The organism is Streptomyces viridochromogenes DSM 40736 (genome assembly GCF_000158955.1).
GTDB lineage: Bacteria > Actinomycetota > Actinomycetes > Streptomycetales > Streptomycetaceae > Streptomyces > Streptomyces venetus.
Map to the genome: position 1 here is coordinate 4,640,335 of NZ_GG657757.1, position 25,550 is coordinate 4,665,884.

The window sequence follows — 25,550 nt, forward strand, 5'->3', positions numbered from 1 at the left end:
GTGGCCATGAGCGTCGTCGTCTCGCTCGCCGGGGCCTCCCCTTCCCGGGTGTCCGCGGGTGCCTCGCCGCTCGCCGAACTGGGCGCGGCGCTGCACGCCTACACGGAGGCCGAGCACCATCCGCGTGCGCTCCGCTGGGTCCGAGGGCTCGACACGGACGCCCCCGACGGCGGGGGACCCACGCGGGACGGGGCGCCCGCCTCGGCTCTCACCCCCGGCCTGAGGCGGCGCATCAGGGACTGGGCGCCGCTGTGGGCCTCGTACCGGGCCCGCTACCTGTTCCCGCTGGGCGTCTCAGGGGACCGGCCCCTCGACGCCGAGCTCACCGACCTGGCGGAGCTGCCGCTGCCGCTCTTCGCCGAGTTCACGGGATACGCGATCCGGGGCGGCAACTCCGGCGCCCCGCTGGACCGGGTGCTGGACGACCGTGCGCAGCGCGAGGGCCTGCTGACGGCGGCCGAGCAGCGCTCCACCGCCCGCGCCGAACTCGCCCGCCGGCTCCTCGACGCCCCGGACGTCCTGCGCGCCGACCTCCTCGACCTGCTGGCCCAGGCGGCCCGGGCCCTGGAACCGGATCTCGCCAGGGCGGCCCGCATGATCGCCGGGCAGCTCCCGCGACTGCGTGACTCCCTGGAGCACAGCGGTCCCGGCAGAACGCTGGCGGACCTGGATTCCACGGCGTCGTACCGGGACGACCCGCCGCGCGTGGTCTTCGACAAGTTCCACCACGGAATCGTGAACGCCGCCACCACCCCGGTGCTGGTCGTACCGTCCGCCTTCGGCCGGCCCCACCTGCTGGTGAAGCACGAACCGGGGCTGACGGCGGTCGTCCAGTACCCGCTGGTGCCGGAGGGCGACGACCAGCCCGGCTACGCGGTGGTGCACCGCCGCCTCGAGGTCATGCGGGACCCGGGCCGCCAGCGCATCGCCCGCGCCATCGCCCGGGAGCCCCTCACCCCCTCCGCCCTGGCCGACCGCAGCGGCATGACCCTGCCGCAGGTCTCCCGCCATCTGGCCCGGCTGCGCGAGGCCGGCCTCGTCACGGTCGAGCGCGACGGCCGCCGGGCGTACTACCAGCTGCACCTGGAACGGGTACGCAGCATCGGCGAGGACCTGCTCACCGCGCTGTTCCACTGAACCGCCCGAGACTTACCGGCGTCGCGGCAACCGTCGCCGGCGGCGGGCACGGCTCTCCTAGCGTTCTCTCACGCCGCGAGGCGCCTCCCACCCGGAACCGCACGAGGAGCCCGGACACCATGAACGCCGAAGCCCGGAGCACCCGGTCCCTGCACATCCCGGCGCGGCCGGAGCACGTCCCTCTCGCCCGCCGAGCCGTCCTGGACGTCCTGCGCGGCTGGGGGGTTCCGGCCGGCGGCGAGGCCGCCCAGGCGATACGGCTGATCGCCTCGGAGCTGCTGACCAACGCGGTGCTGCACGCGTCGGCGGCCACGGAGCGGGTCGGTGTCGTGCTGGAACTGTGCGACGGCACCTGGCTCCGCATGGGCGTCCACGACGGCCACCCCGAGTGCCCCGCCCCGGGCGACAGCGGCACCGAGGCCACCCATGGCCGCGGTCTGCGGATCGTGCACGCCCTGCTGGAGGAACTGAACGGGGTCGTGCTCACCGAGCGGACCGACGACGGGGGCAAGACCGTCTGGGTCGAGCTGCCCTGCGCCGTGGAGAGACCCACCGCGGAGACCGTGGTGCTCAGCGCACCGGGAAGCCGCAGGAGTAGCCCTGCTCCTTGAACCAGGGGAGGAGCCGGCGCAGGGCCTCGACGGTCTGGGAACGGTCGCCGCCCGCGTCGTGGAAGAGGATCGTCGGCCCGTTCGGAAGCTCCCGCTCGACGGTGGCCACCATGGCGTCCGTGCCCGGCCGCTCGAAGTCCTTGGAGTCGACGTTCCAGCCCAGCGGGCGCATGCCCCGGGAGGCGGCGAGCCCCCGGCTGTAGGGGGTGAAGGCCCCGCCGGGCGCCCGGTAGTACATGGGCCGCACGCCCCCGGACGCCTTGGTGATCATGCGTTCGGCGTCGAGGATCTGCTGCGACTGGTAGGCCTCGGACTTCCTGTCCATGGTGGTGTCGTGCGACACCGAGTGGTCGCACAGCCGGTGCCCGGCCGCGACCACCTTCTTCACCAGGTCGGGGTGGGCCTGCGCCTGCTCCCCCACCATGCAGAACGTGGCCTTCACCCCGTACTCCCGCAGCACGTCCAGCACTTGGGGCGTCCACACGGGGTCGGGACCGTCGTCGATGGTGAGGTTGACGCCGCGCGCTCCCTTGTCCGAGGCGTGCGCGATGGTCACCGCGACCGGCTTGACGGCACCGCCCGGCGCGGCCGACGCGGTCGCCTTCGGCGACGAGGCGCCCGCGGCACCGGCCTGCGCGGTCCACACCGACGCACCGGTGGCGAGCATCGTCACCCCGAGCGCCGCCCCGACCACCTTGCCGTACCAGCCCCGCCCGCCGCCGTGCCGTGCCATGTCCGCCCCGCCTTCGCCCAGTTGCTCGCCGCTCCTCGGTCACCTTGTGACCACCTGGCAGGACGAGCGGAGGGGGCCGGAGGATGCGTCCGTTACCGAGCACGGACAATCTCGGGGGAGTCCGCGGACAACTCGCCCGGCCTCGGCGCGAGGATGGACGTGCGACGGTCATGGGGGAGGCCGGACGAGAAGGGCAGAAGGACGAGGGAGTAAGCGGAAGTGCCTGAGCAGGGACCGCGGGGCCCGGTCGAGCGGATGGAACACCACCAGGTCGCGATCTACCTCGTGGCGATGGCCGTCGGAGGGCTGCTCGGATGGCTCGCCCCGGACGCCGGCCCCGCCCTGGAGCACGCCGTCAACCCCGTCCTGGGCGCGCTGCTGTTCGTCACCTTCCTCCAGGTCCCGGCCGCCGAGCTGGTCCGTTCCCTGCGCGACGGCCGGTTCCTCACGGCCGCCCTGGTGGTGAACTTCGTGGTGGTGCCGTCGGTGGTCGCGGCGATGTTCGCCTTTCTGCCCTCCGACCAGGCCGTACGGGTCGGGGTGCTGCTGGTGCTGCTGTGCCCGTGCGTCGACTACGTGATCGTTTTCTCCGGCCTGGCAGGGGGCTCCAGCCGCCGCCTGCTGGCCGCGACACCACTCCTGCTGGTCGCGCAGATGCTGCTCCTGCCGGGATTCCTCTACCTGTTCATGGGTTCCGGCCTGGCCGGCACCGTGGATGCCGGCCCGTTCGTGGAGGCCTTCGCCGTCCTGATCGTCATCCCGCTCGCCCTGGCGTGGGCCCTTCAGGCATGGGCCGCCCGCCGTCCGGCCGGGCAGCGGGTCTCCGCCGCCGCGACCACCACGATGGTGCCGCTGATGGCCGCGACCCTCGTCACCGTGGTCGCCTCCCAGGTCCCCCAGCTCGGCGACAGCCTCCCCGACGTCGCCGCCGTCATCCCCTTCTACGCGGCGTTCCTCGTGGTCATGGCGTTCGCAGGGAAGGCCGTGGCCCGCCTGTTCCGCCTCGGCGTCCCGGCCGGACGGGCCATCGTCTTCACGGGAGCGACCCGCAACTCGCTCGTCGTACTGCCCCTGGCGCTGGCGCTGCCCGACTCCCTCGCCGTCGCCGCGGTCGTCGTGGTCACCCAGACCCTCGTCGAAGTCCTCGGCATGGTCGTCTACGTCCGTGTCGTCCCGCGCCTCGTACCGGCCGGGAAACCGGCCGTGCACGAGCCCGCCGTGCCCTGATCCCCCCTGGGTTTCCTGGGGCGACGAGGCTCGAACTCGCGCCGAAGCCGCGTGGTAGCGTCCGTATACAAGCTGTATGCGAGAGCTGGGGGTTGCGGTGACGTCCGGTCGGGAGAAGGCGTACGCGTATCTCAAGGACACGGTGCTGACGGATCCCGCGATGCAGGGCGCCTTCCTGTCGGAGCAGGAGCTCGCGGACCGTATCGGCGTCTCCCGCACGCCGGTCAGGGAAGCGCTGCTCCAGCTGGCGGCCGAGGACCTGGTCGAGCTGGTGCCCAAGCGGGGCGCCCGGGTGGCGCCCCTGACGGGACGGGAGATCCGCGAGCTCATGGAGCTGCGCGGCATCGTCGAGCGGTACGCCGCCCAGCAGCTCGTGGCCCAGGGAGCGGCGCCGGTGGCGGGGCTGCGCTCCCTGCTGGAACGGCAGCGCGAGCTCACCGGAGCCGACCAGGCCCGGGAGTTCATCGCCGTGGACCACTGCTTCCATTCGGCCCTGGTCTCCGCCGTCGGCAACGCCCTCCTCGACCGGCACTACGACGGCCTGCGCAGCCGCCAGGTCCGTGCCGGAGTGGTCGCTCTCTTCAACCAGCAGGGACGTCAGGAAGCGGTGCTGGAGGAGCACGAGGCCATCCTGGACGCCCTGGAGGCCGGTGACGCGCAGGCCGCGTGCACCGCCATCGACCACCATCTGGAGTCGACCCTCAAGGTGCTGCTCGCGGGCTAGGTGTATTGATCACGAGCGTTGTTGACGCCTGTCGATCATCGCCGGCCGGGTTCCGGGTAGGTGATCACCAGCATGGTGACCCCCTCGGGGGACGTCCACGGCCCGTGCGGCATCCCGGGCGGGCGGCAGGCGTACATGCCGGCCGTGAAGGTCCGGCCCAGTGTCAGGTCGTGCAGCGCGCCCTCGACGAGGTAGACCTCCTCCCAGAAGTCGTGGCGGGTCACCCCGTCCGCCGAGGTGTCGGTGCCCGGCGCCCAGCGGACGAGCGCCGTGCGGGATCCGCGCCCGGGGTCGTCGGCCAGGACGCGCTCCTCGACGCCGGGACCGGCACCGGCCGGGATCCGCCACGGTCCGTCGGGCAGGTGGAACTCCAGCTCGGGCTTGCTCATCGCCACAGCTCCGGGCGCCTGTTGGCCAGCACGGAGGTCCGCCGCCGGACCGCGGCGACCTCGTCGACGTCCAGGTCCGCCACCAGCAGCTCGGGCTCGGCACCCAGCGCGTGCCGGACGGTCCCGTCGGGTCCGACGACGAGACTGTGCCCGATCCCGGTCGGTGCGGAGCCGGAGCCGGAGCCGGAGCCCGCGCCCGGGTCGGCCTGGTCCACGGCGGCGAGCCACACGGTGGCGTCCAGCGCACGGGCCCGCACCAGCAGCTCCCACTGCTCGCGCTTGCCGGGCCCGGCGCCCCAGGAGGCGGCCAGCAGCGTGGCGACTGCTCCGGCGTCGGCGTGCGCCCGGAACAGCTCCGGGAACCGGACGTCGTAGCAGGTGGCCAGGCCCAGCCGTGCGCCGTCGACGTCGATGACCGTCGTGGTGGACCCCGCGGCGACGGTGTCGGACTCGCGGAAGCCGAAGGCGTCGTAGAGGTGGATCTTGTCGTACGACGTCTCCACCCCGGGCCCGGTGGCGAGCAGGGTGTTGGCCACCCGGCCCCGGGGAGCAGGGGTGAACATACCGGCCACCACGACCGTGCCGGTGGCGCGGGAGATCCGCCGCACGCCCTCGGCCCACGGACCGTCGAGGGGTTCGGCGAGCGGTGCGAGCGGCGTGCCGAAGCACGCCATCGACGCCTCCGGGAAGACGACGACACGGGCTCCGGCGTCCGCCGCGCGCTGGGTCCATTCCTCCACGAGCCGGAGGTTCTTCCCGGGATCGGGGCCGGTGGTGAGCTGGCTCAGGGCGATCCGCACGATGCGGTCCTCCTCCGAAGTCGGGGTCAGTGGAAGTCGGGATCAGGGGACGTCGAGGTCGGTGGGGTCGGTTGGGTCAGTGGGACGGGGTGGCGTCCGCCGGATGCGGCGCCTTCGGCGCGGCGAGCGCGGCGTCCTCCTCGACGGCGGCCTCGGGGCCGCGCCCCAGCCAGACGCCGACGAGGGAGACGGCCGAGGCGAGGGCGATGTACACGGCCAGCGGGGCCCAGCTGCCGTAGGCGCTCAGCAGGCTGGTGAACAGCAGCGGGGCGACGGCGCCGCCGATGATCCCGGCCAGGGTGTAGGCCAGGGAGGAGCCGGTGGAGCGCAGCCGGGGAGTGAACTGTTCGGCGATGAACGCGGCCTGCGGACCGTACAGACAACAGTGGATCACCAGGCCCACGACGACCCCCGTGGCGAGCGGCAGCCAGGTGCCGGCGCCGACCATCGAGAAGAACACGAAGGGCCACACCCCGGCGGCCACCGCGGCACCGCCGTACAGCAGACGGCGGTTGATCCGGTCGGACAGGGCACCGGCCAGCGGCATGAGGAAGACCTGGATCGAGGAGCCGATGAGCACGGCCGCGAGGGCGGAGCCGCGTGACATGCCGAGCTCCTGGGTGGCGTACGTCAGCACGAAGACGGTGAACATGGCGTAGAGCACGTCGGGACCGACGCGGCAGAGGATCGCGGCGAGCAGGGCGCGGGGCTGCGTGGTGAACACCTCGCGGACGGGTGCCTCGGGGCGGGAGTGCTCGGCCTCCATCGCCTTGAAGACCGGGGTCTCCTCCAGTTTCGCCCGGATCCACAGCCCGAACGCGACGAGAACGCCGGAGAAGAGGAACGCCACCCGCCAGCCCCATGACTCGAACTGCGCCTCGGTGAGCACCGCGCCGAGGGCGGCCAGAACACCGTTGGCCAGCAGATTGCCGGCGGGCGGGCCGACCTGGGCGGCGGAGGCGTAGAAGCCGCGGCGGCGCGGGTCGCCGAACTCGCTGGACAGCAGGACGGCGCCGCCCCACTCGCCGCCGACGCCGACGCCCTGCGCGAAGCGCAGCACGACCAGGGCGATCGGGGCGGCCACGCCGACCGTCGAGTACGCGGGCAGGACGCCGATCAGGAACGTCGCCGCGCCGATGAGGACCAGTGTGGCGATCAGCACCTTCTTGCGCCCGATCACATCACCGAGGCGGCCGAAGACGAAGCCGCCCAGGGGGCGCGACACATAGCCGACCGCGTACGTGGAGAACGCGAGGAGCGTGCCGGTGAGCGGGTCCTCCGAGGGGAAGAACAGGTCGCCGAAGACCAGGGCGGCCGCGGCGGAGTAGACGGCGAAGTCGTACCACTCCAGGGCCGTGCCGGTCAGGCTCGCGACGAAGGCCCGGCGGACGCCGGAGCGCCGGTCGGACGCCCGGGCGTCGTCCTTCGTGTCGTCCTTCGGGGTGTCGGACATGGTTCCCATCCTTGCTGGGGGAGGCCGGGGGACATCGACCTTCCGGCATACTTCTTGTATACAGGTCGTATGCGCAACCCCTGCGCGAGAAGTTAACCGCGGAGAAATGCCGATCCGCGGACCGCTACCCGATCCCTGGGAGTGCCTCATGGCCGTGCTGACCTTCGAACTGCCCGACGGAACGACACGCGAGGTCGACGTCGTCCAGGTCCTCAACGCCGGGTACGCCGGGCGCAGCCAGGAGGACGTCGCCGCGCACGTCGCGGAACTCGCCGAGCTGGGCGTGCCCGGCCCCTCTGTCACGCCCGCCCTCTACCCCGTCTCCCCCTACCTCGCCCAGCAGACCGACCGGGTCCACGCGCAGCACGGGCACACCTCCGGCGAGGCGGAATGGGCGCTCGTCGTGGCCGGCGACGGGGAGCTGCTGCTGACCGCCGCCTGTGACCACACCGACCGCGACCTGGAGGTGCACGGCGTGGCCTGGAGCAAGAACGCCGGCCCCGACGTCCTCGCCCGCCGCGCCTGGCGCCTGGCCGACGTGGAGTCCCGCCTCGACGACCTCACCCTGCGCGCCTGGGTCACCCACGACGGCACCTCGACGGAGATCCAGCACGGCACGCTCGCCGAACTCCTCGCCCCCGCCTACTGGCTCGACGTCCTGCGCTCACGCGACGCGCTCACCCCCGGCACCGTCCTGATCTCCGGCACCATCCCCATGACCCCGGGCGTCGACCAGTTCGCCGACGCCTGGAGCGTGGAACTGGCCGACCCCACCACCGGCGACACGATCCGCCTCCACTACGACGTCCGGCCGATGCCGGCACCGATCGGCTGACGGGGCGGGAGGCCGCCCGGGCGGCTGCTCGGCGGTGTCGAGCGCCTCTTCGTACCGGGCACGGGCGAGCCGGTTGGTGGCGAGGACGTCCAGGTGGGCGTTGCGGACGAAGGCGACAGCGCCGGTCGTTGATGAAGGCGCGATGAGCCGTGGAGGGCCTGGCTGGTGTGCCAGGTGATGTGGTGCGGCGCGACAGGGCGCGCCTGGCTGTGGGCCGACCAGCGGATCAGCGGGACGTGCCGACCGCGCGGGAAATGACGGCGTCGAAGGCGCGGTCGGGCAGGATGCGGCGCAGGGCGATGAGGGGGCGGGCGCCGAAGCCGGTGGCGTAGCGGGTCTTGGGGCGGCGGGCGGTGACGGCCTTGGCGATGGCGTCGGCGATGACGGAGGGCGGGGAGTTGCGGTCGGCGTTGGCTTCGGAGCGCAGGGAGGCGGCGACGGCGGTGGCCTGGGGAGCGTAGGGACCGCTGCCGGAGGACTTCTCCAGCTTGTCGGCGGCGATGGCGCCCCATTCGGTGGCGATGCCTCCGGGTTCGATGACGACGACGTCGATGCCGAAGGGCTTGGCCTCCAGGCGCAGGCAGTCGCTGAGGGCTTCGAGGGCGAACTTGGTGCCGTGGTACCAGCCGCCGAGCGGAGTGTGGATCTTGCCGCCCATCGAGGTGATGTTGACGACCGTGCCGGAGCGCTGGGCTCGCATGTGGGGCAGGGCGAGCTGGGTCAGGCGCAGGGCGCCGAAGACGTTGACCTCGAACTGGTAGCGGGCCTCGTCCAGGGGGACGTCCTCGATGGCGCCGTAGGAGCCGTAGCCGGCGTTGTTGACCAGGACGTCGATGCGGCCGGTTTCGGCGGCGACGCGGTCGATGCCGGCACGCATGGAGGCGTCGTCGGTGACGTCCATGGCCAGCGGGCGGATGCCGCGGTCGGCGAGCTTCTGAAGGCGGTCGGTGCGGCGGGCGGCCCCGTAGACGGTGTATCCGAGGTCCTGCAGCTTGAGGGCGGTGGCTTCGCCGATGCCGGAGGAGGCACCGGTGACGAGGGCGGACTTGGTCGGCATGGTGGGTCCTCACAACTAATATGAACTTCGGTTCACCATCTATCCTGAACCGTGGTTCACCTTTGTGCAAGGGGAAGGGCAGGGACATCGCAATGACCCAGGCCAGGGCGCCGCGCGCCGACGCGGTCCGCAATCGGAGGAAGATCCTCGGCGCCGCCAGTGAGCAGATCACCGCGCACGGGCCCGAGGTCGGGATGGACGAGATAGCCGCCGCCGCGGGCGTGGCCGTGGGCACCCTGTACCGGCACTTCCCGACCAAGACCGACCTGGTCGCGGCCGTCGTCGCCGAGTTCGTCGCCCGGGTCGCCGACGACGCGCAGGCCGCACTCGAGCGCGTCACCGCCGGTACCCGGGCCCTGGACGAGCTCACCGCGTTCCTCGGCCGCGTGGTCGAAGCGTCCGTGACCGACCGCGCCGTCAAGGCAGCTGCCCAGGCCCTGGGCGCGGAACCCGGCGACCGGGACACCGAGGAGCGCGCGAGCGCAGCCGTCGCCGCCCTCATCCAGGCGGGTCAGGCCGACGGGGACATCCACCCGGACGTCACCGTCAACGACATCTACCTGCTGTTCTCCACCGCCCCCACCGACCAGCCCCCCGCCGCCCGCGCCCGCTGGCTCACGCTCGTCGTCCCGGGCCTGACCACCCGAGCCCGGCCTGTCGACATCTGAGGGTGGAGGGCAACCCCGCCCTGAACCCGGCCGCCCTGCGACGCTGATCACCCACCCGTTCCCAGAGGAGCACCCATGCGGTACCGCACACTCGGCAGCTCGGACCTTCAGGTCTCCGAGATCTCCCTCGGCTCCTGGCTCACCTACTCCGGCGGCATCGAGGCCGACCAGACCCGTGCCTGCACCGAGGCGGCGTTCGACGCGGGCATCAACTTCTTCGACACCGCCAACGTCTACGGCCGGGGCGCCGCGGAGACGGCCTGGGGCGAGATCCTCTCCTCCCGCCCCCGCGACTCCTACATCCTGGCCACCAAGGTCTTCTTCCCCATGTCGGACGACCCGGCCGACCAGGGCCTGTCCCCGGCGCAGATCGCCCAGCAGATCGACGCCTCCCTCACCCGCCTGAGGACCGACTACGTCGACCTGTACCAGGCGCACCGCTTCGACCCCACCGTCCCGATCGAGGACACCATCGAGGCGTTCCAGAAGGTCGTCGAGCAGGGCAAGGCCCGCTACCTCGGCTTCAGCGAGTGGACCCCCGAACAGATCCAGGCCGCGATCGACATCGCCGGTCCCGACCTGTTCGTCTCCTCCCAGCCGCAGTACTCCATGCTGTGGCAGGCCCCCGAGGCCGAGATGTTCGGCCTGTGCGCCGCGAACGGCATCTCCCAGATCGTCTGGTCACCGCTCGCCCAGGGCGTCCTCACCGGCAAGTACAAGCCCGGGCAGCCCGTCCCGGAAGGGAGCCGGTTCGCCAGCGCGGAGATGGCGGTGTCGCAGGACCTCGTCTACAGCGAAGCCACCTTGGAGGCCGTGCAGCGCCTGGTTCCCATAGCCGAGGAGGCGGGAATGAGCATGCCCACCCTGGCGCTGGCCTGGGTGCTGCGCCGCGACGAGGTCGCCTCCGCGATCACCGGCGCCTCCCGCCCCGAGCAGGTCCACGCCAATGCCGCCGCCTCCGGGGTGGAGTTGTCCGACGACCTGCTGGCCGCCGTCGACCAGGCCCTCGGCGACGTCCCCGTCACCGGACCCACCCTCGCCCCCGCCGCCCAGGCCGGTATCAAGCACCGCTGACGCAGCGGTTGCCATCCCGCCGACGACCGCCGACGCAAGGCCAGGCAGACCAGGCCCGTACGAAGGACCACCGAGCGCGCATGGTCGGAGTTGTCCAACGGCTGAAGGTTGGGCGCTTCTTATCGGTTTCCTGGCTGCTCTCTGGCCTCTTGCTTGAGTCCCCGTTTCTAGGGTCGTTCACGTCCCCGACTCTTTTGGAGATCTTCGACATGAACGCTTCCAAGCGGGCCCTGGCCGCCGCTGTGTCCACCGCCGCCCTGCTGGTCGGACTGGTCGCCTGCGGTGGCTCGGACTCCGGCGATTCCGCTTCGTCCTCGAACAGTGCCGCCGCCGGCCAGGCCGGCGGCGGCACTCAGGCCGCGGACGGTGGTGCGCAGGCCGAGGGCGGCGAGGGCGGTGACCCGGTGGAGACCCCGCTGACCGGTGAAGCCAAGCAGAAGGCGGAGGCCGCGGCGCTCGCCGCCTTCCCCGGCAAGGTGGTCAAGTCCGAGGAGGACGCCGAGAACCCCGGCACGTACGCGGTGGAGATCAAGAAGGCCGACGGCAGCGAGGTGGAGGTCTACCTCGACCCGAAGACCTACAAGGTCGTCAAGACCAAGGACGAGGCCGGCGACGACGACTGATCCCGCCCACCGACAGGCTGGGCCGTGTCGGGCACCGTCGGCCGCGGAAAAGGTGCCGTCAGCCGAAGGTGCCCGCAGCCGAAGGTGCCTTCAGCCGAAGGTGCCCGTAGCCGACGGGCCCGGCCGTCTTCGTTGAGCGGACGTGTCCCCGAACGCGTAACAGAGACTGGCCGGATGACTTGGCCGGATGACTTGGACGGGTTGGTGTGATCACGGCCGCGGAGTGGTGGGGGTGTGGGCCTGACGCCATGCGGGTGCTGCTCATCGAAGACGACGAACGGATCGCCGGCCCGCTGGCCGAGGGCCTGGCCCGCTACGGGTACACCGTCGAGCGGGCGCGCACCGGCTCGGCGGCGCTGGCCGCTCCCGAGCCGGAGATGGTGCTGCTCGACCTGGGCCTGCCGGACATGGACGGTCTCGATGTCTGCCGGGCCCTGCGCCGGCGCTCGGACGTGCCGATCATCATGATCACCGCCCGGGGTGAGGAGATCGACCGGGTCCTGGGCCTCGAACTGGGCGCCGACGACTACATGGCCAAGCCGTTCGGTGTCCGCGAACTGGTCGCCCGTATTCGCGCGGTCACCCGCCGCACCCGCCCGCAGACCGGGGCAGGTGCCGACGCTCCCGGCAGCGCGGCCGGACCAGGCCACCACCACCCCGTTCTCACGTCCGCCCCCGACCCCACGCCCGTGGACGCGGCGCAGGCGGTGGGCCCGCTGGTCATCGACCGCCGCACCCGCCAGGTCCGCCTCCACGGTGCTGCCATCGCCCTGGCCCCGAAGGAATTCGACCTGCTGGCCTATCTCGCTCTGGACCCGGGCGCGGTCTGCTCGCGTCAGCAGATCGTCGACCAGGTGTGGGACCCGCACTTCTTCGGCCCCACCAAGACGCTGGACGTGCACGTGGCCGCCCTGCGCCGCAAGCTGGGCGATCCCGCCTGGATCGAGACCGTCCGCCGGGTCGGCTTCCGCCTCCACACTCCTGATGCCGCAGCGCCGCCCCACGGTGCGGGGCAGGAGGCACGGACATGACCCGGCGTCTGCTGGCCGGCTATCTCGGGCTGGTCCTGCTCGTCCTGCTGGGTCTGGAGATTCCCTTCGGGCTTCTGTTCGCCCGCGCGGAAACGTCCCGCTTGTCCAACAGCATGGAGCGGGACGCCGGAATGCTGGCCGAACTCGCCGAGGAACGCATCGAGGAGAACAACACCGACGAACTGCCCGAGCTGGCCACGGAATACGCCGAGCGGACCGGAGCCCGAGTGGTCGTCGTGGACCGCACCGGCGCCGTCCTGACCGACTCGGCCTCCACCACCCCCGCCGGGGCCGACCTGTCCGCACAGCCGGACATCGCCACCGCCCTGCGCAACCGGACCACCGTCGGCACCTCACCCGACCCGGACAGCGGCACGGAGACCCGCTACGTCACCGTCCCCGGCTCCTCCGGCGAGACCATCCGCGGCGCCCTGCGGCTCAGCTACCCCACCGATGTGCTGGACGGCCGGGTCCGCGACATCTGGTTCACCCTCGCCCTGACCGGCCTGGGCGTGCTGGCGGCCGCGGCACTGATCGCCCTGGCACTGGCCCGCTGGATCATCCGCCCCGTCCACGCCCTGGAACGCGCCACCACCCAGCTCGCCGACGGCACCCTCACCCACCTGCCCGCCACCGACCTCGGCCCGCCCGAACTGCGACGCCTGGCCGCCTCGTTCACCCACACCGCGACCCGCCTGCAACACCTCCTCGCCGCTCAGCGCGCCTTCGCCGCCGAAGCCTCCCATCAGCTCAAAACCCCCCTGACAGCGTTGCGGATCCGGCTGGAGAACTTCGAACCCCACCTCGACCCGGCCGTCCACGACAGCCTGGACGAAGCCATCGGCGAGACCGAACGCCTCGGCCGCATGATCCAGGGGCTGCTCTCCCTGGCCCGCCTCGAATCCGCCGCCACCACCCCGGAAGCCTCCGACCTCGACGCCGTGGTCGCCGATCGGGCCGCTACCTGGGCTCCCTTCGCCGCCGAACACGACGTCCGTATCGCCACCACCGGGCGACCGGCAGGCCACGTGTGGGCCATCCCGGGCGCACTGGAACAGATCATCGACAACCTGCTGGCCAACGCCCTTCGCGTCGCACCCTCCGGCAGCACCGTCACCCTGGCCGTCCGCCACGTGCCCCACGGCATCGAGCTGCACGTCATCGACCAGGGCCCCGGCATGAGCGAAACAGAACGCCGGCGCGCCTTCGACCGCTTCTGGCGCGCCTCCGACACCCACCACGACGGCACCGGCCTCGGCCTGCCCATCGTCCGCCACCTCGTCGACGCCTCCGGCGGTGCCATCACCCTCGATCCCGCCCCCGGCAGCGGCCTCGACGCCCGCGTACGCCTGCGGCCCGTCGCCATCCACCCGACACGGCTCGTCGCCGGCCGATAGAAGTTTCCGGCATCGCGCGCGTATGGGGCATCTCCGTGTGACCGCTCAGTCCAGGAAGTAGGACCAGAAGGGGATCGTGCCGTCCTGATGGCCTTCGGGTGTCGGCACAGGGCGACCGAACTCGTGGTGGAAGTGGTCGGCCAGATCGGTGCCGTAACAGATGATGTCCGTCTGGTACATCGACAACACGGGCGTACCGGTGCGGTCCGGATGTCCATCAGCACCACGTCGGGCCGCAGTTCGCGGCAGACGGCGAGGGCGGCCTGCACCGCTGTTGCCGTGGTTGTCCGCTGTGAAGGGCACGCTATGGGCACGATGTTCGAGCTGCTGCCCCGGCCGGGCGTACGGCCATCGGGCGTTGTCCGTGTTCGAGCCGACCGGCCCGCGCCACGTGATCAGCTGGAACCGGGAGCGGAACGGTCGGGCGTTTCCTGTCCGGCACGGCGGCGGTATTCGGCGTTGATGCGCTGCGCCTCCTCGAGCTGGTCCTCAAGGATGACGATGCGGCAGGCAGCCTCGATCGGGGTGCCCCTGTCGACGAGCTCGCGGGCGCGCGCCGCGATCCGCAGTTGGTAGCGGGAGTACCGGCGGTGCCCGCCCTCCGAGCGCAGCGGAGTGATCAGCCGGGCCTCACCGAGGGCTCGGAGGAAAGCCGGGGTGGTGCCGAGCATCTCGGCGGCCCGCCCCATGGTGTATGCGGGGTAGTCGTCGTCGTCCAGACGATCACTGAGGGGGATATCTGCTGTCATGTCACCTCTTTGTGCAACGCGTCGAGGGGCCCTGGTGCCGTACGGCACCAGGGCCCCGAAGGAAATTCAACACCATCTGTCGGCCCAGATGCTCTGCCGACCTTCTGTTTCCGCTACCAGCCCTGCAGAAGGGGGGTGCGGGGATCGCGGCTGCGTGACCGGGGACCACCTTCCAATCCGGGGTCTTGCGGTACCCGGACCGAGTGCCTCTCGGCCGGGCGATCCTGATGGCGTCTGCTCCTCCGTTCTCCCTCTTGACCTGCGGATCTCGTGTACTTCAACCCCGCCAGTTCATGTCTGTCGGGTATCGCTGGACCGTGTCAACGAGAAAAAGACTAACCACGCCAGAAGCCAATGTCTACCCTGGCAAGAACAGATTTCAGCCCTCAGGAGGAACAGAAACCCTGTGACCTGCACCAACGGGTGACCCCAGAACGGACGGCTGGACGGCTGGACGGCAGTGAGGGCCCTGCCGACGCGCGTCGGCAGGGCCCTCACCGGGATCCTGATGGCGGTTCTCCGCCCGTCCTCATACCTCCAGGGAGGCGGCACCGAGCAGTGCCGACGCGGTCTGGAGCGGAGTGGGGACACGTACGGGCTCGGCCCCGGGGCGGTCGTGGCAGGTGAAGCCGAGGCGGGTCATGGCCCGGATGACTTCGCCGCCGGTGAAGTCTCGGCGGTCCTGTCGGGTGATGATCTGGCCCACCTGCTTGACGGGGTAGCGACGGCGGCCGATGGTCACGGACTCACCCGTGACGATCTCGGGCGTGACGCCCTTCATCGAGGCCAGCACTCCGCTCTTGGTCAGGTCGAACGGGTACCGGGCGATGACACAGCGCATGATGCCCCACAGAGAGAGAAGGAGAACGGGCTGGTTCGGGCGACGCGAATCAGCGGGCGACGGCCAGGGCGCCCGGGCCCCGGCCGTGTTCCCCGACGGCGACGGGCCGGGGGACGGGCGAGGTGAGGGGTCCGTCGAGGACGTCCCGTAGACGGAGCCGGTCCGTGTACGTGGAACTGCCGCGGTGAACGGCGAGGTCGGCTCGGGTGATCGAGCCCGTGCACTGGTCGTCCCCGTCGCACAGGAGGAGGTACTCGACACGGGCGCCGGCCATGACGGACAGCGCGACCTCGACGGTCATGTCGTCCCGGACCCGGAGTCCTGACACGTCCATGTCGTCGACCACGGTCATGGGGAAGGGACCCGCCTGGTGTCGCTGTGCCTGAACCGGTGTCAAAGCTGCCTCCTCGGGGACGGGTGCGTTGCTGGTCGGTGCTTCTAGGCCGCCGGATCGAAGGCCGACCGCTGTGCCCTGGGCTGCCCCGCTTGTCCGGCGGTGCGCCCGCGAGCGGGGCGGCGCCGGCCTCGGGACGAGGGAGCCGCGGACGACACGGCACGGCCGGGACGTGCCACGGCCGGTGCGGTGACGACGACAGGGACACCGGAGGGGGCCTGGGCGCCTGTGATGCGGCTCAGTTCCGCTTCACCCGAACGGACCGGGGTGGTCCGGGGAGTGATGCCGGCTGCGGCCATCAGCCGGTTCATGCCGCGGCGCTGGTCGGGCGTCACAAGCGTGACGACGCTGCCGGACTCGCCGGCGCGGGCGGTACGGCCGCCGCGGTGCAGGTAGTCCTTGTGGTCGCCCGGCGGATCCACGTTGACGACCAGGTCGAGGTTGTCGACGTGGATGCCGCGGGCCGCGACGTTGGTCGCCACCAGGACCGTCACATGGCCGGTCTTGAACTGGGCGAGGGTCCGTGTGCGCTGGGGCTGGGACTTGCCACCGTGCAGACCCGCGGCGCGGACGCCGCTGTTCAGCAGGTGCTTGGTCAGCCGGTCCACGGCGTGCTTGGTGTCCAGGAACATGATCACCCGGCCGTCTCGCGCCGCGATCTCGGTGGTCGTCCGGTACTTGTCCGCTTCGTGTACGTGGAGCACGTGGTGCTCCATCGTGGTGACCGCACCCGCCGACGGGTCGACGGAGTGGACCACCGGGTCGTTCAGGTAGCGGCGGACCAGCAGGTCGACGTTACGGTCGAGGGTCGCCGAGAAGAGCATCCGCTGCCCTTCGGGGCGCACTTGGTCGAGCAGGGCGGTGACCTGCGGCATGAAGCCCATGTCGGCCATCTGGTCGGCCTCGTCGAGGACGGTGATACCGATGTCGTCCAGTCGGCAGTCACCCCGGTCGATGAGGTCCTTGAGCCGCCCCGGCGTCGCGACGACGATCTCCGCCCCGGCCCGCAGCGCCCCCGCCTGCCTGCCGATCGACATGCCGCCGACCACCGTGGCCAGCCGCAGCCGCACGGAGCGGGCGTACGGTGTGAGCGCGTCGGTCACTTGCTGGGCGAGCTCGCGGGTGGGGACGAGGACCAGGGCAAGCGGCCTCCGCGGCTCCGCGCGCCGGCCCGCTGTACGGGCCAGCGTCGCGAGGCCGAAGGCGAGGGTCTTGCCCGACCCGGTACGGCCGCGGCCGAGCACGTCACGTCCCGCGAGGGAGTTCGGCAGGGTCGCCCCCTGGATGGGGAACGGTACGGTCACGCCCTGGTGACCGAGCGCGGCCAGCAACGGCGCCGGCAGGGCGAGGTCGGCGAACGACTCGACGGCCGGCAACGCGGGCGTGGTCGTCACCGGCAACGCGAACTCGCCCTGGGGTGCGGTCTGTCGACGTCCGTAGCCCTTGGAACGCCGCGGAGCCTGCGAGCGCTGGGTGGCGGAACCCCGGGAGCGGTCATAGGTGCGATTCGTGCGTTCAGTACGTTCAGTACGTTCAGTGCGGGCAGTGCGTGCGCGGTTCAAGTGGAACCTTCCTCGATGTGGGCACGTAGGCACGTAGCAAGGAATTTCCGCAGCAAAATGAACGGCGCAGAGAATCGCGAGAACGAGCCGAATATGGCAGGGGAGAATCACCCCGGAAATGCAGCGAGCTGGGGCCCGCACCCCAAGGTGCGGGCCCCAGCTGCGAAGTATGTGCTGCCGCCGGTGTCAGGCGGGAACGATGTTCTCGGCCGTCGGGCCCTTCTGGCCCTGCGCGACGTCGAAGGACACCTTCTGACCTTCCAGCAGCTCGCGGAAGCCCTGGGCGGCGATGTTCGAGTAGTGGGCGAAGACGTCGGGGCCGCCACCCTCCTGCTCGATGAAGCCGAAGCCCTTTTCCGCGTTGAACCACTTCACGGTGCCAGTAGCCATGTCATTTCTCCTTCGGAGACGATGTGCGGAATTCGCCCTGTGCGGATTCCGTGTCGCCGTGCTGATTAACCCGTCGGAAAACTGAACCCTCTGGCAACCACACCTGCAACTGAGATCGACATTAGCACGGTGCGACCGGCCCTGCACGGTCAGGAATTCCATTCCGCTCGGCGGCCGAGGAATACTCGCCGCGCACCGCACCTATTTCTCATGTCGCCGATACAGATATTGATGCGCGCGGAAGCGGTGTTCCGGCCGAGCGCTTCCGGACACAGCGCCATGACCTCCGTCGATGAGCCGTGCGCCGCTGCCCTCGTCATCAACCGACGGAGCAACGGGGAACGTGTCGACACCCCATTGTCGCGATGAAGGTCACATCGGCCCGGAAGAGCACGACGTCGATGGCCGGCGGGTGGCACGAGCCGTTCGCCGGCCGTGTTCTAGCCGACGCGTGCGGCGGTCCAGGTGATGTGCGGGGGCTCGACGCGTGCGCACAGGGGCCCGCCCCGCTCGTCGGTCAGGCCGAGGCGTCCGACCAGCAGCCCGTCGCGTGCGGCCTCGGCGAGTACGTCGGCGGGGATGACGTCGAGCATGAGCTTGGCGCGGCGGAACATCGTGAAGGTGCCCGACTCGTCGACCGTGCCCCACGACAGGTAGATGAACCGTCGTCCCAGACGGTCCTGTACATAGGGGCCTTTGACCTCGACGCCGGTCGGCGAGGCGCTGGTGGTGCACTCCAGGGTCCACGTCGCGGACGGTGCGTCGCCGGGCTGTGGCTCGAGGAGTTCGGCCGGACGGTCGCGGCGTTGCACGGCGACGTGGACGTTGCCGTACGCGGGGACTTTGCCGTCGGCAGGGGCGGGGCAGGTGAGGCCCGGCAGGTCGACGGCGTCGATGCGGATACGCATGGTGGCCATGATCCCGCCATCGCCCGAGCAAGGGCCAGCCGGCCTCGGACTGGGCTGCGCCCGGACAGCGTTGACCGCGTCACTCAGCGCCGACCCCAGGTGCCGTCATCCCCGTCCGGCAGTTCGTCAACGACACCGACCCCGTGCACCGGCGTAGGCGGCGGTATCACTGGCCTGTTCTTCCCCTCCGAGACGCTTCAGCTCAGGGCCCATGCCATGTTTGTGGAGGCGAAACCGGGCTTCTTGCGCGGGGCCGGACCATGGTGATGCCCCGGGGCCGACCGGGCACCGCTTTAGGAGTTCGACCCGATCCCTTCAGTCCGGCGCTGGGCGGGTACTGCAGCGTGGACGCGGAGCTCGGCTACCTGGACTAGGCGCTGCGCTCAATTGACTTCGTCATCAGGGCGAAGTCGTCTGGCGCATAGTGGCTTACTCCGATCGTTTCATCGCATTTCATGCAGACGCGCTTACTGGAGTCGGGGGGAAGTTCGCCCGGCGGGTGAAATTCCTGATGGCAATGGGGGCAGGCGAGTACCGGCTTACGGCATTTCTCGCACCTCGCCAGCTTCCCTGCTATGTTTCCAGGGCTTGCGAAAACTCGGCCCACGGCCGCCACAATCTTGGCTGCCCCCCGCGCCGTCACCAAATCTTGAAGCTTCGACTCCCAGGTTCTAGGGCGAGTGAATTTGGTGAACTTGCAAGACGGGCACTCGGACGGGTATTCGTAAGTCAGCCCCATCCATTTTTTCGTTACGGTCATCAATCGTCATCTCCATCGCCATAGTCCTCCTCTTCGGACTCGTAGTCGCTTTCAGAGTCGTCGATCGGCGTCAGAGCATTTTCGCCAGACACGTAGTCAGATGTGCTGGTGTAGCCCATACCCGAGGCGTCCTCGGTCACCTCGGACTCGGAGTAAGTGTCGCCGTAATTCGATTCGGGTTCACCGGTTGAAGGGTCCGCGGGGGTGTATTCGGTGCCCATCACTGTCTCCCAAAAGGTGGAAGCCTTCGAATGCAGAGAAATAGAGTTGCGCTGCCGCCAGGCCTATGAGCTCCCGGGCCGAGTGGATGTCCTTCAAAGCGGCTAGTGGAAGCGACGCTCTCTTACTGTCACGTACGAGTGGTCCCGGCCGCTGGCCACCTGTTAGGCAATTTTGCATCGAAATGGGACGCTCTTCTACTTGGGGATTCAACGATGCGTCAATAGTTCATAGATCGGAGACCCAGGTGCCAACGGTGATCGTCAGTTGTAGATGGTGCGTAGGGCTTTGTCCTGTCTCGGTGTGCCTGCCGCGTGCCCTCTTCAGTCGACCTGTCAGCTTCTGCGCCCGACAGCCTTCGCTTTGCTGCGGGCCCAGCCCGAAACAACCGCGCCGATGGCGACGGCGGCAACGTAGACGGTGACGCTCGCCGCGAATCCGCCCGGCAGCCAGCCGAGTGGGCCGGCGTTGCCGTGGTCGACGAGCTGACGGATAGCTCCCTGCCCCCCAAGGACAACGAGAGCCACACCGAGGATCTGTAGAACGTCGTACTTCACGTGATGCCCTCCGGAGCTCAAGACGTCGCTGCGGTGGCAGAAGCACCGCGGAAGGCGGTGGTGAACCATGCGTAAACGGGCGCGAGTGATGGTGATGCAGGCCATCCATTGATCGCGGCCAGGAGCTGCCAAAAGCGCTGGGTTTGTGGGTCGGCGGTCGTCTGCAGGCGGGCGAGGATCCAGCGGCGCAGATCACCGTCGCCGGCACTCTCGAATGCATGGCCGTAGAGCCCGCCCAGTAACTCGGCAAGGGGCAAGGTAGCGGCGGAGGCCGGGAGCATGCCGGTGGATACGGCTTCGTCGATTCGTTCACGCATCGCCTGGTTGAGACCATCGTGCAGAACGCTGACGTCCTGTGGGGAAGGCTCTTCCGCCTGGTCCTCAGCTATGCGGCGTACTGCGGTCCGGAAGTCTGCGTTCTGGCAGAGTTCGGTGAGTTCCACCCAGGCCCCGACCTGTTCGGGTGTGGGATCGTCGGGGAGTTCGGGCATTGCGGACTGCATCAGGGCCACGAACTCGGGGTTGGCGTGGAAGCCCTTGAAGGCGTCGTCGATGAATTCTGCTACCAGTCGGCGTTGTTCAGCTTGGGAGAGCGTGGCGAGTCGATGCATGAGGTCCATCTCCATGGTGGTGGGGTTGTGTCTGGCCACTGCTCGAAGTACTGCCCGGCGCAGGCGGAGGGTCTGGATCTGTACGTCCAGGGCGTCGGCGTGTGCGTCCGCGACTTCCTGTACGGAGGCCTCCCGGTCCAGCACCTTGCGCACGGTCGCCAGGTCGAGCCCCAGATCGCGCAGCGTGCGGACCAGGTCCAGGCGGGCGACGGCGTCGAGGCCGTAAAGCCGGTAGCCCGCCGGGCTCCGGGCGGTCGGCGGGACGATGCCCTTGTCGGAGTAATACCGAATGGTCTTCACCGTCAGGCCGGTCCGGCGGGATAGTTCTCCGATGGAATAGAGCATGTCGCTGTCCATGCCCCCAGCTTGATGTCTCCCCCCACAGGAGACTCAACCGTGGGCCAGAAACTCGCTGTGAAGGCTGCTCGCAGAATGTCGACCTCAGCGTCCTCCGGCAACACATCTTCCTGTGCTCAGCCGCCTCGACGCGCTGGCGGAATGGCACTGGCTCAGCCATGAGCTGGCCGCGCTGGCGCGGGATGTGGTGGCGGCTCGTGGTCTACCTCGGTGCATACGGTCCGATGCCACGCGGCGAGTGATCACAGCGGACAGCAAAACGGCCCAGGTATCTGACCTGGGCTTTCTTCGTGGAGCGGGTGACGAGAATCGAACTCGCGCTCTCAGCTTGGGAAGCGACGGCGCTTGGGTGGGTGCATTGACTCTGACCTGTACAGATGCCTTGCTTCGGGAGCGGTCGTGCGGGTGGGATCGCGCCGTTGTTGACCGTGGTTGTCCGGTCTTACGGGCACGCTGTGGGCACGGATGCCCCCAGCGGCCGGGCCGTGCGTTCGCGCGACGCGTGCGCCGATCGGACCGCTTCGCCTCTGAGGCTGATCTGGAATGTCCGTCGCGACTGCACATGCCGGGAGCCGACGCTTTGCCGTGGACCCGTGAATGTTGGTGACGTATTCTTCTATGTACATCACCAACATTGTGAGGAGGTGCCGTATGTCTGTGACCCAGATCGACATCGACGACGACGCTCTGGAACGCGCCATGGCTCTGGCCAAGGTCAGAACCAAGAAGGAGGCGGTCAACCTCGCTCTGCACTTCTACGCCGAGCAGCAGGAGCGCGCGGCGCGCATCAGCCGTCACTTCGAGCGCGCGCGTGAGTGGGGCGCCGTCGAGGACGCAGAGCGTCTGCACCGGGCGGAGAAGCACGGCCGGTGATCTACTTGCTCGACACGTCCGGCCTGGTCCGGCTGCTCCGGGACCCAAAACTTCAGACGGCCTGGTACGACGCGATCGACGCCGGGGCCATCGCATCCTGTTACGTGCAGCGAGCCGAGTTCCTGTACAGCGCCCGGAACGGCCGCGAGTACGACGAGATCGCGGAGATGTTCACCGACATCTATCCCGATGCGGCGGTGCCGAAGAACGCGGGGCGTTGGATCAGCTCGGTACAGCATCGTATGGCCCAGGCCGGGGAGCATCGAAGCGCCTCGGCGGTGGACCTCGTCATCGCCGCCACCGCAGCCCACCACGGCCTCGCTGTCCTCCACGACGATGCCGATTACCGTGCCATTGCCCGGCACGCATCCGACCTGCTCGAGCACAACGTCCACAACATCGCCTGAGGCGATCTCCCCAGAAGGACATCGGTAACCGTCCCCTGTGGTCGGTAGCGGCAGCCTTCAGCCTCGCTGTGGGGCACGCTATGGGCACGGGTCCGGAGCCATCGGTCTGGGGGAGATGGGGCGACGGACATTCGGAGGATCCTGCGTCCAGGTGCCTCTTGCCCAGGACATGTGTGGTTGCGGATGCGTAGGTGGCTCGGCTGTCATTCGACGTCGACTCCGTAGGCGCGGGCGAGGCCGTCGAGGCCGTCCGCCCATCCCTGACCGAGGGCCCGTAGCTTCCATGCGGGTAGGCCGTCGACGGAGTGCCGGTACAACTCGGCGACGACCATGGCTCGGATATCCGGGTTTGCGGACGGCTGGAAAGCCCATGCCGCCCCGGTCACGCAGTCGATGTGCAAGGCGGCGTGGGTGAGGGAGCCGCAGTTCAGACCCGTGTCGACGTCCATGTTGATGGCGATGGCGACGCGGCGCACTCGCTCGGGCAGGGCAGCCAGGTGAATGGTGGCGCGTTCGACGGCGTACGGACCCTCCCGCTGCTTGCCCAGAAGCCGTGCGGCACCGTCGGCAGAGAAGGGCTGGTTATAGAAGACGAAGTCCTCGTCGGCTGCCACCCGGCCGTCCTCCCCGGTCAGGAAGAGGGTGAGGTCCGCGTCCGCGCCGGCGAAGCTGAAGGCGACGTGCAGCCCCTGCCAGGCGTCCTCGGGCAGGACGAGGGTCTGGCCGGGGATGAGCGAGGTAGGCAGCACGGGCGGTGTGGCGGGTGCAGGAGGCGGTCCTGCCGCCCTGTGTTCCTTCCATTCGACGAACGGCTTGATCCGGTAGGGATCCGTGAGTGGCGTCCGGTCGCCGGGTGGGGTGCCGGCGCCGAGGGTGACGTCGATGTCGGCGAGTGACGGTTCGCCGGCACCGGGTTCGTCCTGAGCATGGTCGAGCAGGACCTGGAGGCCGGGCACGCGGCTGGTGTCCAGCGGCTTGATCGCGCTGGACAGGTAGCCCGATGCGGTGGTGGTGACGGAGCAGGTGACGTCCTGCCCGATGTCCTGGAAGCACAGGGCGTCCTCGGGTTCCCGCCAGGGCGTGGACTCGATCGCCTGGCGCGTCCAGCGGCCGTAGGCCACGAAGCCGAGGCGCTGGGTGTCGGGCAGGCGGGTCAGCACAGCGAGGTCGATGGCCGTGATGCCGGGTGCGGTGGCGAAGCCCTCCTTCAGCGTGGCGACGATGTTGGAACCCATGGACGTCAGCCACCACAGAACGCGGTCCCGCTTGGTGAGGTTCTTCAGCGTCGGGCGCCCGCCGGGCGTGAGCCCAGGCGTCTGACCGGGCATGGAGTCGAGGTCCTGTTGCCGCACAACGACGGACAGCACCGAGCCGTCCACGCCTACGGCACAGCCGGCGGCCGGGTTGTCCGAGAAGGCGGTGTTCACCGCTTCGCAGACGGTGTCCTCGTCATTGGCGAGCAGGGCTTGCCACCAGTGTTCGGCCTCGCTCACCAACTGATGGCGGATCGCTTCCAGTCGCGCTGTCTCGGCGGCCAGGTAGGCGGGCGCCTCCTGTTCCGCCCGTCGTCTGGCCGCAGCCCTCTCTGCGCGGGCCAGCCGCCCCACGCCCTGAAGGTGGAACGTCCGGGCTTCAGCGAGCGCCCATGACAGGCTCAGTTGGGGGGCGTCCGGGATGACGGGCGGATGTGCCGCGGGAAAGGACTCCAGGTGAACGCTGGTCATCTGCCGCCTCAGCTCGCGCAACTGAGCGATGGCGGCATCGCGCTCCGCCTCCTGCTGAGCCCGCTCCGCCTGACGGCGCGCCCGGTCCAATTGCGCGGCTGAGGGGGCGACCGTACGAGAGCGTGTCGTACGCCGTGTACTCGTGCGCCGTCGATTGCCGCCGAGGGAACTCGACGCGTAGAAGGGGCCGAGCCCGGTCGACATCCTGGTGCCGCCGCTGCCCACGCTGAGCCTCGCCGCACGTGGCCCGACCGAGGTGCGCACTCCACGAGTCGAGACCCGCACACTCATCCCAGGTACACCGACACGGAAACCGAACCCCATGACGTACCCCTCTCCCCAGAACAGTCTGGCACCCCAAAGGGGCGTGTGAGGCCGGCTCGGCTGGCCCTCAGCAACACGACATGGGGAGGTGGTGCCTGATACATCAACGCGGTACATGGACTACTCTTGGTACATGTCCATGAAGCGCACCAACGTCTACGCCGACCCCGAGGACCTGGCCATCATCAAGGAGGCCGCCAAGCGCCGAGGTGTAAGCGAGGCCGAGATCATCCGCCAGGGCATCCACCTCGCCGCCATGGCGAACCGAGTCTGGGAAGAGCCGCTGTTCTCACGCACCTTCGAGGGGCCGGGGCGCACGCTGTCCAAGTCGGAGGTCCGCGACACGGTCACCGAGGCCGTCCGGCGCGAGACCGACTCGGGTTCCGGATCCGCCGCGTGATCATTGTCATCGCCGATACGTCCGGCCTTCTGGCAGCCCTGGACTCGTCTCATCCGGAACACGGGGCGGCGAACGAGGCGATCATGGCGGCGGGGTTGCTGGTCATGTCCCCGCTCCTGCTGGCCGAACTGGATCACGTGGCGACGCGTGAGCTCGGCAGGGAGGCCGCCCTCAGCGCGGTCGATGACCTGCGGCGCTGGATTAGCCGTGGTCGTGTCGTCCTGCCGGAGATCACGGACGACCACCTGGGCGCCGCCCAGTCTGTCCGTGTCCGCTACCGCGCGCTGGACCTCGACCTCGCCGACGCGGTGAACGTGGCGCTTGCCTCCGACTACGACACGGACGCGATTCTCACCCTCGACCGACGCGACTTCCGGGCCGTACGCCCGCTGGGCCGATACAAGTCGTTCCGGGTACTCCCCGACGACCTCCCGATCTGACGCAGGACCCAAAGCGGTCAAGTGCCCGCTTCCACAAGGGGCTTGGGCGCCGCCCACGGCGAAGACATGCAGGACGGGCGTCCGCCATCGCCCAGGAACAGCGGGCTGAGGGCTCGCCTCCGGCTCAAGCAGCTGCACTGGGACTTCGTGCTGCTGCGCAGTGACCGGACCTCGCATCGGTCAGGACACGGCAGCGGAAAGTGAGGTCGGTGGAGTCTCAAAGGGCGAGTCAAACCGGCGGGGCGGCGCCCATCGGTTGAGGGCGCCCCGCCGGG

The 25,550-nt window shown here is 69.8% G+C and carries 30 protein-coding genes; 14 read left to right on the forward strand and 16 right to left on the reverse strand.

Annotated features, from left to right (window positions below):
- The first annotated feature begins 6 nt into the window (after positions 1 to 6).
- Both SSQG_RS20430 and SSQG_RS20435 read left to right on the forward strand, forming a co-directional pair.
- Positions 7 to 1,137 (forward strand): ArsR/SmtB family transcription factor, encoded by a 1,131-nt coding sequence (locus SSQG_RS20430; protein WP_003991721.1) that lies wholly within the window; start codon positions 7 to 9, stop codon positions 1,135 to 1,137.
- A gap of 119 nt (positions 1,138 to 1,256) precedes the next feature.
- Complete coding sequence (locus SSQG_RS20435; protein WP_003991722.1) at positions 1,257 to 1,748, forward strand: ATP-binding protein; 492 nt, start codon at positions 1,257 to 1,259, stop codon at positions 1,746 to 1,748.
- Here the strand turns inward: SSQG_RS20435 and SSQG_RS20440 are convergent.
- On the reverse strand, positions 1,708 to 2,481 hold the full coding sequence (locus SSQG_RS20440; RefSeq protein WP_003991723.1) for a polysaccharide deacetylase family protein: 774 nt from the start codon (positions 2,479 to 2,481) through the stop codon (positions 1,708 to 1,710). The two genes, SSQG_RS20435 and SSQG_RS20440, sit on opposite strands and share 41 nt — an antisense overlap.
- A 255-nt stretch (positions 2,482 to 2,736) precedes the next feature.
- Here SSQG_RS20440 and SSQG_RS20445 point away from each other — a divergent pair, with 255 nt between their 5' ends.
- Positions 2,737 to 3,708 (forward strand): bile acid:sodium symporter, encoded by a 972-nt coding sequence (locus SSQG_RS20445; protein ID WP_208865720.1) that lies wholly within the window; start codon positions 2,737 to 2,739, stop codon positions 3,706 to 3,708.
- Between the two features lie 76 nt (positions 3,709 to 3,784).
- Complete coding sequence (locus tag SSQG_RS20450; RefSeq protein WP_003991725.1) at positions 3,785 to 4,432, forward strand: GntR family transcriptional regulator; 648 nt, start codon at positions 3,785 to 3,787, stop codon at positions 4,430 to 4,432.
- Positions 4,433 to 4,467: 35 nt separating this feature from the next.
- On the opposite strand, the gene SSQG_RS20455 is transcribed toward SSQG_RS20450, so the two are convergent.
- The 3 genes from SSQG_RS20455 to SSQG_RS20465 form a co-directional block, all read right to left on the reverse strand.
- Positions 4,468 to 4,821: a cupin domain-containing protein gene (locus tag SSQG_RS20455; RefSeq protein ID WP_003991726.1), complete on the reverse strand. Its 354-nt coding sequence runs from the start codon at positions 4,819 to 4,821 to the stop codon at positions 4,468 to 4,470.
- Positions 4,818 to 5,621 (reverse strand): carbon-nitrogen hydrolase family protein, encoded by an 804-nt coding sequence (locus SSQG_RS20460; RefSeq protein WP_003991727.1) that lies wholly within the window; start codon positions 5,619 to 5,621, stop codon positions 4,818 to 4,820. Before SSQG_RS20460 ends, SSQG_RS20455 begins: the two co-directional genes overlap by 4 nt.
- Positions 5,622 to 5,697: 76 nt before the next feature.
- Complete coding sequence (locus tag SSQG_RS20465; RefSeq protein ID WP_003991728.1) at positions 5,698 to 7,074, reverse strand: MFS transporter; 1,377 nt, start codon at positions 7,072 to 7,074, stop codon at positions 5,698 to 5,700.
- Between the two features lie 148 nt (positions 7,075 to 7,222).
- Here SSQG_RS20465 and SSQG_RS20470 point away from each other — a divergent pair, with 148 nt between their 5' ends.
- On the forward strand, positions 7,223 to 7,909 hold the full coding sequence (locus tag SSQG_RS20470; RefSeq protein ID WP_039933231.1) for a DUF2848 domain-containing protein: 687 nt from the start codon (positions 7,223 to 7,225) through the stop codon (positions 7,907 to 7,909).
- Positions 7,910 to 8,135: 226 nt separating this feature from the next.
- Here SSQG_RS20470 and SSQG_RS20475 read toward each other — a convergent pair whose 3' ends face one another.
- A complete protein-coding gene (locus tag SSQG_RS20475; RefSeq protein WP_003991730.1) occupies positions 8,136 to 8,966 on the reverse strand; it encodes an oxidoreductase in 831 nt (276 codons plus the stop codon).
- Positions 8,967 to 9,058: 92 nt separating this feature from the next.
- On the opposite strand from SSQG_RS20475, the gene SSQG_RS20480 reads away from it, so the two are divergent.
- From SSQG_RS20480 to SSQG_RS20500, 5 genes are all read left to right on the forward strand, one after another.
- Complete coding sequence (locus tag SSQG_RS20480; RefSeq protein WP_003991731.1) at positions 9,059 to 9,634, forward strand: TetR/AcrR family transcriptional regulator; 576 nt, start codon at positions 9,059 to 9,061, stop codon at positions 9,632 to 9,634.
- A 75-nt stretch (positions 9,635 to 9,709) separates the two neighbouring features.
- Positions 9,710 to 10,708: an aldo/keto reductase family protein gene (locus tag SSQG_RS20485; RefSeq protein ID WP_003991732.1), complete on the forward strand. Its 999-nt coding sequence runs from the start codon at positions 9,710 to 9,712 to the stop codon at positions 10,706 to 10,708.
- Between the two features lie 209 nt (positions 10,709 to 10,917).
- Positions 10,918 to 11,331, forward strand: coding sequence for a PepSY domain-containing protein (locus tag SSQG_RS20490; protein WP_039935250.1), 414 nt, complete (start codon positions 10,918 to 10,920; stop codon positions 11,329 to 11,331).
- Positions 11,332 to 11,579: 248 nt separating this feature from the next.
- Positions 11,580 to 12,362, forward strand: a complete 783-nt coding sequence (locus SSQG_RS20495) for a response regulator transcription factor (RefSeq protein ID WP_003991734.1) — start codon at positions 11,580 to 11,582, stop codon at positions 12,360 to 12,362.
- On the forward strand, positions 12,359 to 13,759 hold the full coding sequence (locus tag SSQG_RS20500; RefSeq protein ID WP_003991735.1) for a sensor histidine kinase: 1,401 nt from the start codon (positions 12,359 to 12,361) through the stop codon (positions 13,757 to 13,759). Before SSQG_RS20495 ends, SSQG_RS20500 begins: the two co-directional genes overlap by 4 nt.
- 45 nt (positions 13,760 to 13,804) lie before the next feature.
- On the opposite strand, the gene SSQG_RS43485 is transcribed toward SSQG_RS20500, so the two are convergent.
- The 10 genes from SSQG_RS43485 to SSQG_RS20550 all read right to left on the reverse strand — a co-directional run bounded on the left by SSQG_RS43485 (position 13,805) and on the right by SSQG_RS20550 (position 21,107).
- Positions 13,805 to 13,939: a hypothetical protein gene (locus SSQG_RS43485; protein WP_276327085.1), complete on the reverse strand. Its 135-nt coding sequence runs from the start codon at positions 13,937 to 13,939 to the stop codon at positions 13,805 to 13,807.
- Positions 13,940 to 14,154: 215 nt separating this feature from the next.
- Positions 14,155 to 14,508 carry a helix-turn-helix domain-containing protein gene (locus tag SSQG_RS20510; RefSeq protein WP_039933232.1) on the reverse strand — a complete coding sequence of 118 codons (354 nt, stop codon included), beginning with the start codon at positions 14,506 to 14,508 and terminating at the stop codon, positions 14,155 to 14,157.
- A 529-nt stretch (positions 14,509 to 15,037) separates the two neighbouring features.
- Entirely contained in the window at positions 15,038 to 15,349 is a 312-nt protein-coding gene (locus tag SSQG_RS20515; RefSeq protein ID WP_003991738.1) for an SCO5918 family protein, read from the reverse strand.
- A gap of 49 nt (positions 15,350 to 15,398) precedes the next feature.
- Positions 15,399 to 15,701: a hypothetical protein gene (locus SSQG_RS20520; RefSeq protein ID WP_052310319.1), complete on the reverse strand. Its 303-nt coding sequence runs from the start codon at positions 15,699 to 15,701 to the stop codon at positions 15,399 to 15,401.
- Positions 15,702 to 15,787: 86 nt separating this feature from the next.
- Positions 15,788 to 17,305 carry a DEAD/DEAH box helicase gene (locus SSQG_RS20525; RefSeq protein ID WP_003991740.1) on the reverse strand — a complete coding sequence of 506 codons (1,518 nt, stop codon included), beginning with the start codon at positions 17,303 to 17,305 and terminating at the stop codon, positions 15,788 to 15,790.
- A 186-nt stretch (positions 17,306 to 17,491) separates the two neighbouring features.
- Complete coding sequence (locus SSQG_RS20530; RefSeq protein WP_003991741.1) at positions 17,492 to 17,695, reverse strand: cold-shock protein; 204 nt, start codon at positions 17,693 to 17,695, stop codon at positions 17,492 to 17,494.
- 440 nt (positions 17,696 to 18,135) lie between these two features.
- Entirely contained in the window at positions 18,136 to 18,603 is a 468-nt protein-coding gene (locus SSQG_RS20535) for a DUF5990 family protein (RefSeq protein ID WP_003991742.1), read from the reverse strand.
- 759 nt (positions 18,604 to 19,362) lie between these two features.
- Positions 19,363 to 19,584: a hypothetical protein gene (locus SSQG_RS20540; protein WP_003991743.1), complete on the reverse strand. Its 222-nt coding sequence runs from the start codon at positions 19,582 to 19,584 to the stop codon at positions 19,363 to 19,365.
- Positions 19,585 to 19,917: 333 nt separating this feature from the next.
- Positions 19,918 to 20,139, reverse strand: a complete 222-nt coding sequence (locus SSQG_RS20545; RefSeq protein WP_003991744.1) for a hypothetical protein — start codon at positions 20,137 to 20,139, stop codon at positions 19,918 to 19,920.
- Between the two features lie 17 nt (positions 20,140 to 20,156).
- Positions 20,157 to 21,107 (reverse strand): MerR family transcriptional regulator, encoded by a 951-nt coding sequence (locus SSQG_RS20550; protein WP_003991745.1) that lies wholly within the window; start codon positions 21,105 to 21,107, stop codon positions 20,157 to 20,159.
- 651 nt (positions 21,108 to 21,758) lie between these two features.
- On the opposite strand from SSQG_RS20550, the gene SSQG_RS20555 reads away from it, so the two are divergent.
- Both SSQG_RS20555 and SSQG_RS20560 read left to right on the forward strand, forming a co-directional pair.
- The gene (locus tag SSQG_RS20555) at positions 21,759 to 21,980 is read left to right on the forward strand and encodes a type II toxin-antitoxin system VapB family antitoxin (protein WP_039933234.1); all 222 of its coding nucleotides are present in this window, start codon (positions 21,759 to 21,761) and stop codon (positions 21,978 to 21,980) included.
- Positions 21,977 to 22,387 carry a PIN domain-containing protein gene (locus tag SSQG_RS20560; RefSeq protein WP_003991747.1) on the forward strand — a complete coding sequence of 137 codons (411 nt, stop codon included), beginning with the start codon at positions 21,977 to 21,979 and terminating at the stop codon, positions 22,385 to 22,387. Before SSQG_RS20555 ends, SSQG_RS20560 begins: the two co-directional genes overlap by 4 nt.
- 203 nt (positions 22,388 to 22,590) lie before the next feature.
- Here SSQG_RS20560 and SSQG_RS20565 read toward each other — a convergent pair whose 3' ends face one another.
- On the reverse strand, positions 22,591 to 24,111 hold the full coding sequence (locus tag SSQG_RS20565) for a TerD family protein (protein WP_244299188.1): 1,521 nt from the start codon (positions 24,109 to 24,111) through the stop codon (positions 22,591 to 22,593).
- 457 nt (positions 24,112 to 24,568) lie between these two features.
- Here SSQG_RS20565 and SSQG_RS20570 point away from each other — a divergent pair, with 457 nt between their 5' ends.
- Positions 24,569 to 24,835 (forward strand): CopG family transcriptional regulator, encoded by a 267-nt coding sequence (locus SSQG_RS20570; protein ID WP_039933236.1) that lies wholly within the window; start codon positions 24,569 to 24,571, stop codon positions 24,833 to 24,835.
- Positions 24,832 to 25,275: a PIN domain-containing protein gene (locus tag SSQG_RS20575; RefSeq protein ID WP_003991750.1), complete on the forward strand. Its 444-nt coding sequence runs from the start codon at positions 24,832 to 24,834 to the stop codon at positions 25,273 to 25,275. Before SSQG_RS20570 ends, SSQG_RS20575 begins: the two co-directional genes overlap by 4 nt.
- The last annotated feature ends 275 nt before the right edge of the window (positions 25,276 to 25,550 follow it).

What these genes read in the sequence shown, in the direction of transcription:
- SSQG_RS20430 (WP_003991721.1), top strand. Translation starts at nt 7, where the DNA reads ATGAGCGTCGTCGTCTCGCTCGCCGGGGCCTCCCCTTCCCGGGTGTCC.
- SSQG_RS20435 (WP_003991722.1), top strand. Translation starts at nt 1,257, where the DNA reads ATGAACGCCGAAGCCCGGAGCACCCGGTCCCTGCACATCCCGGCGCGG.
- SSQG_RS20440 (WP_003991723.1), bottom strand. Translation starts at nt 2,481, where the DNA reads ATGGCACGGCACGGCGGCGGGCGGGGCTGGTACGGCAAGGTGGTCGGG.
- SSQG_RS20445 (WP_208865720.1), top strand. Translation starts at nt 2,737, where the DNA reads ATGGAACACCACCAGGTCGCGATCTACCTCGTGGCGATGGCCGTCGGA.
- SSQG_RS20450 (WP_003991725.1), top strand. Translation starts at nt 3,785, where the DNA reads ATGCGAGAGCTGGGGGTTGCGGTGACGTCCGGTCGGGAGAAGGCGTAC.
- SSQG_RS20455 (WP_003991726.1), bottom strand. Translation starts at nt 4,821, where the DNA reads ATGAGCAAGCCCGAGCTGGAGTTCCACCTGCCCGACGGACCGTGGCGG.
- SSQG_RS20465 (WP_003991728.1), bottom strand. Translation starts at nt 7,074, where the DNA reads ATGTCCGACACCCCGAAGGACGACACGAAGGACGACGCCCGGGCGTCC.
- SSQG_RS20470 (WP_039933231.1), top strand. Translation starts at nt 7,223, where the DNA reads ATGGCCGTGCTGACCTTCGAACTGCCCGACGGAACGACACGCGAGGTC.
- SSQG_RS20475 (WP_003991730.1), bottom strand. Translation starts at nt 8,966, where the DNA reads ATGCCGACCAAGTCCGCCCTCGTCACCGGTGCCTCCTCCGGCATCGGC.
- SSQG_RS20480 (WP_003991731.1), top strand. Translation starts at nt 9,059, where the DNA reads ATGACCCAGGCCAGGGCGCCGCGCGCCGACGCGGTCCGCAATCGGAGG.
- SSQG_RS20485 (WP_003991732.1), top strand. Translation starts at nt 9,710, where the DNA reads ATGCGGTACCGCACACTCGGCAGCTCGGACCTTCAGGTCTCCGAGATC.
- SSQG_RS20490 (WP_039935250.1), top strand. Translation starts at nt 10,918, where the DNA reads ATGAACGCTTCCAAGCGGGCCCTGGCCGCCGCTGTGTCCACCGCCGCC.
- SSQG_RS20495 (WP_003991734.1), top strand. Translation starts at nt 11,580, where the DNA reads ATGCGGGTGCTGCTCATCGAAGACGACGAACGGATCGCCGGCCCGCTG.
- SSQG_RS20500 (WP_003991735.1), top strand. Translation starts at nt 12,359, where the DNA reads ATGACCCGGCGTCTGCTGGCCGGCTATCTCGGGCTGGTCCTGCTCGTC.
- SSQG_RS43485 (WP_276327085.1), bottom strand. Translation starts at nt 13,939, where the DNA reads ATGTACCAGACGGACATCATCTGTTACGGCACCGATCTGGCCGACCAC.
- SSQG_RS20510 (WP_039933232.1), bottom strand. Translation starts at nt 14,508, where the DNA reads ATGACAGCAGATATCCCCCTCAGTGATCGTCTGGACGACGACGACTAC.
- SSQG_RS20515 (WP_003991738.1), bottom strand. Translation starts at nt 15,349, where the DNA reads ATGCGCTGTGTCATCGCCCGGTACCCGTTCGACCTGACCAAGAGCGGA.
- SSQG_RS20520 (WP_052310319.1), bottom strand. Translation starts at nt 15,701, where the DNA reads ATGACCGTGGTCGACGACATGGACGTGTCAGGACTCCGGGTCCGGGAC.
- SSQG_RS20530 (WP_003991741.1), bottom strand. Translation starts at nt 17,695, where the DNA reads ATGGCTACTGGCACCGTGAAGTGGTTCAACGCGGAAAAGGGCTTCGGC.
- SSQG_RS20535 (WP_003991742.1), bottom strand. Translation starts at nt 18,603, where the DNA reads ATGCGTATCCGCATCGACGCCGTCGACCTGCCGGGCCTCACCTGCCCC.
- SSQG_RS20540 (WP_003991743.1), bottom strand. Translation starts at nt 19,584, where the DNA reads ATGGGCACCGAATACACCCCCGCGGACCCTTCAACCGGTGAACCCGAA.
- SSQG_RS20550 (WP_003991745.1), bottom strand. Translation starts at nt 21,107, where the DNA reads ATGGACAGCGACATGCTCTATTCCATCGGAGAACTATCCCGCCGGACC.
- SSQG_RS20555 (WP_039933234.1), top strand. Translation starts at nt 21,759, where the DNA reads ATGTCTGTGACCCAGATCGACATCGACGACGACGCTCTGGAACGCGCC.
- SSQG_RS20565 (WP_244299188.1), bottom strand. Translation starts at nt 24,111, where the DNA reads ATGACCAGCGTTCACCTGGAGTCCTTTCCCGCGGCACATCCGCCCGTC.
- SSQG_RS20570 (WP_039933236.1), top strand. Translation starts at nt 24,569, where the DNA reads ATGTCCATGAAGCGCACCAACGTCTACGCCGACCCCGAGGACCTGGCC.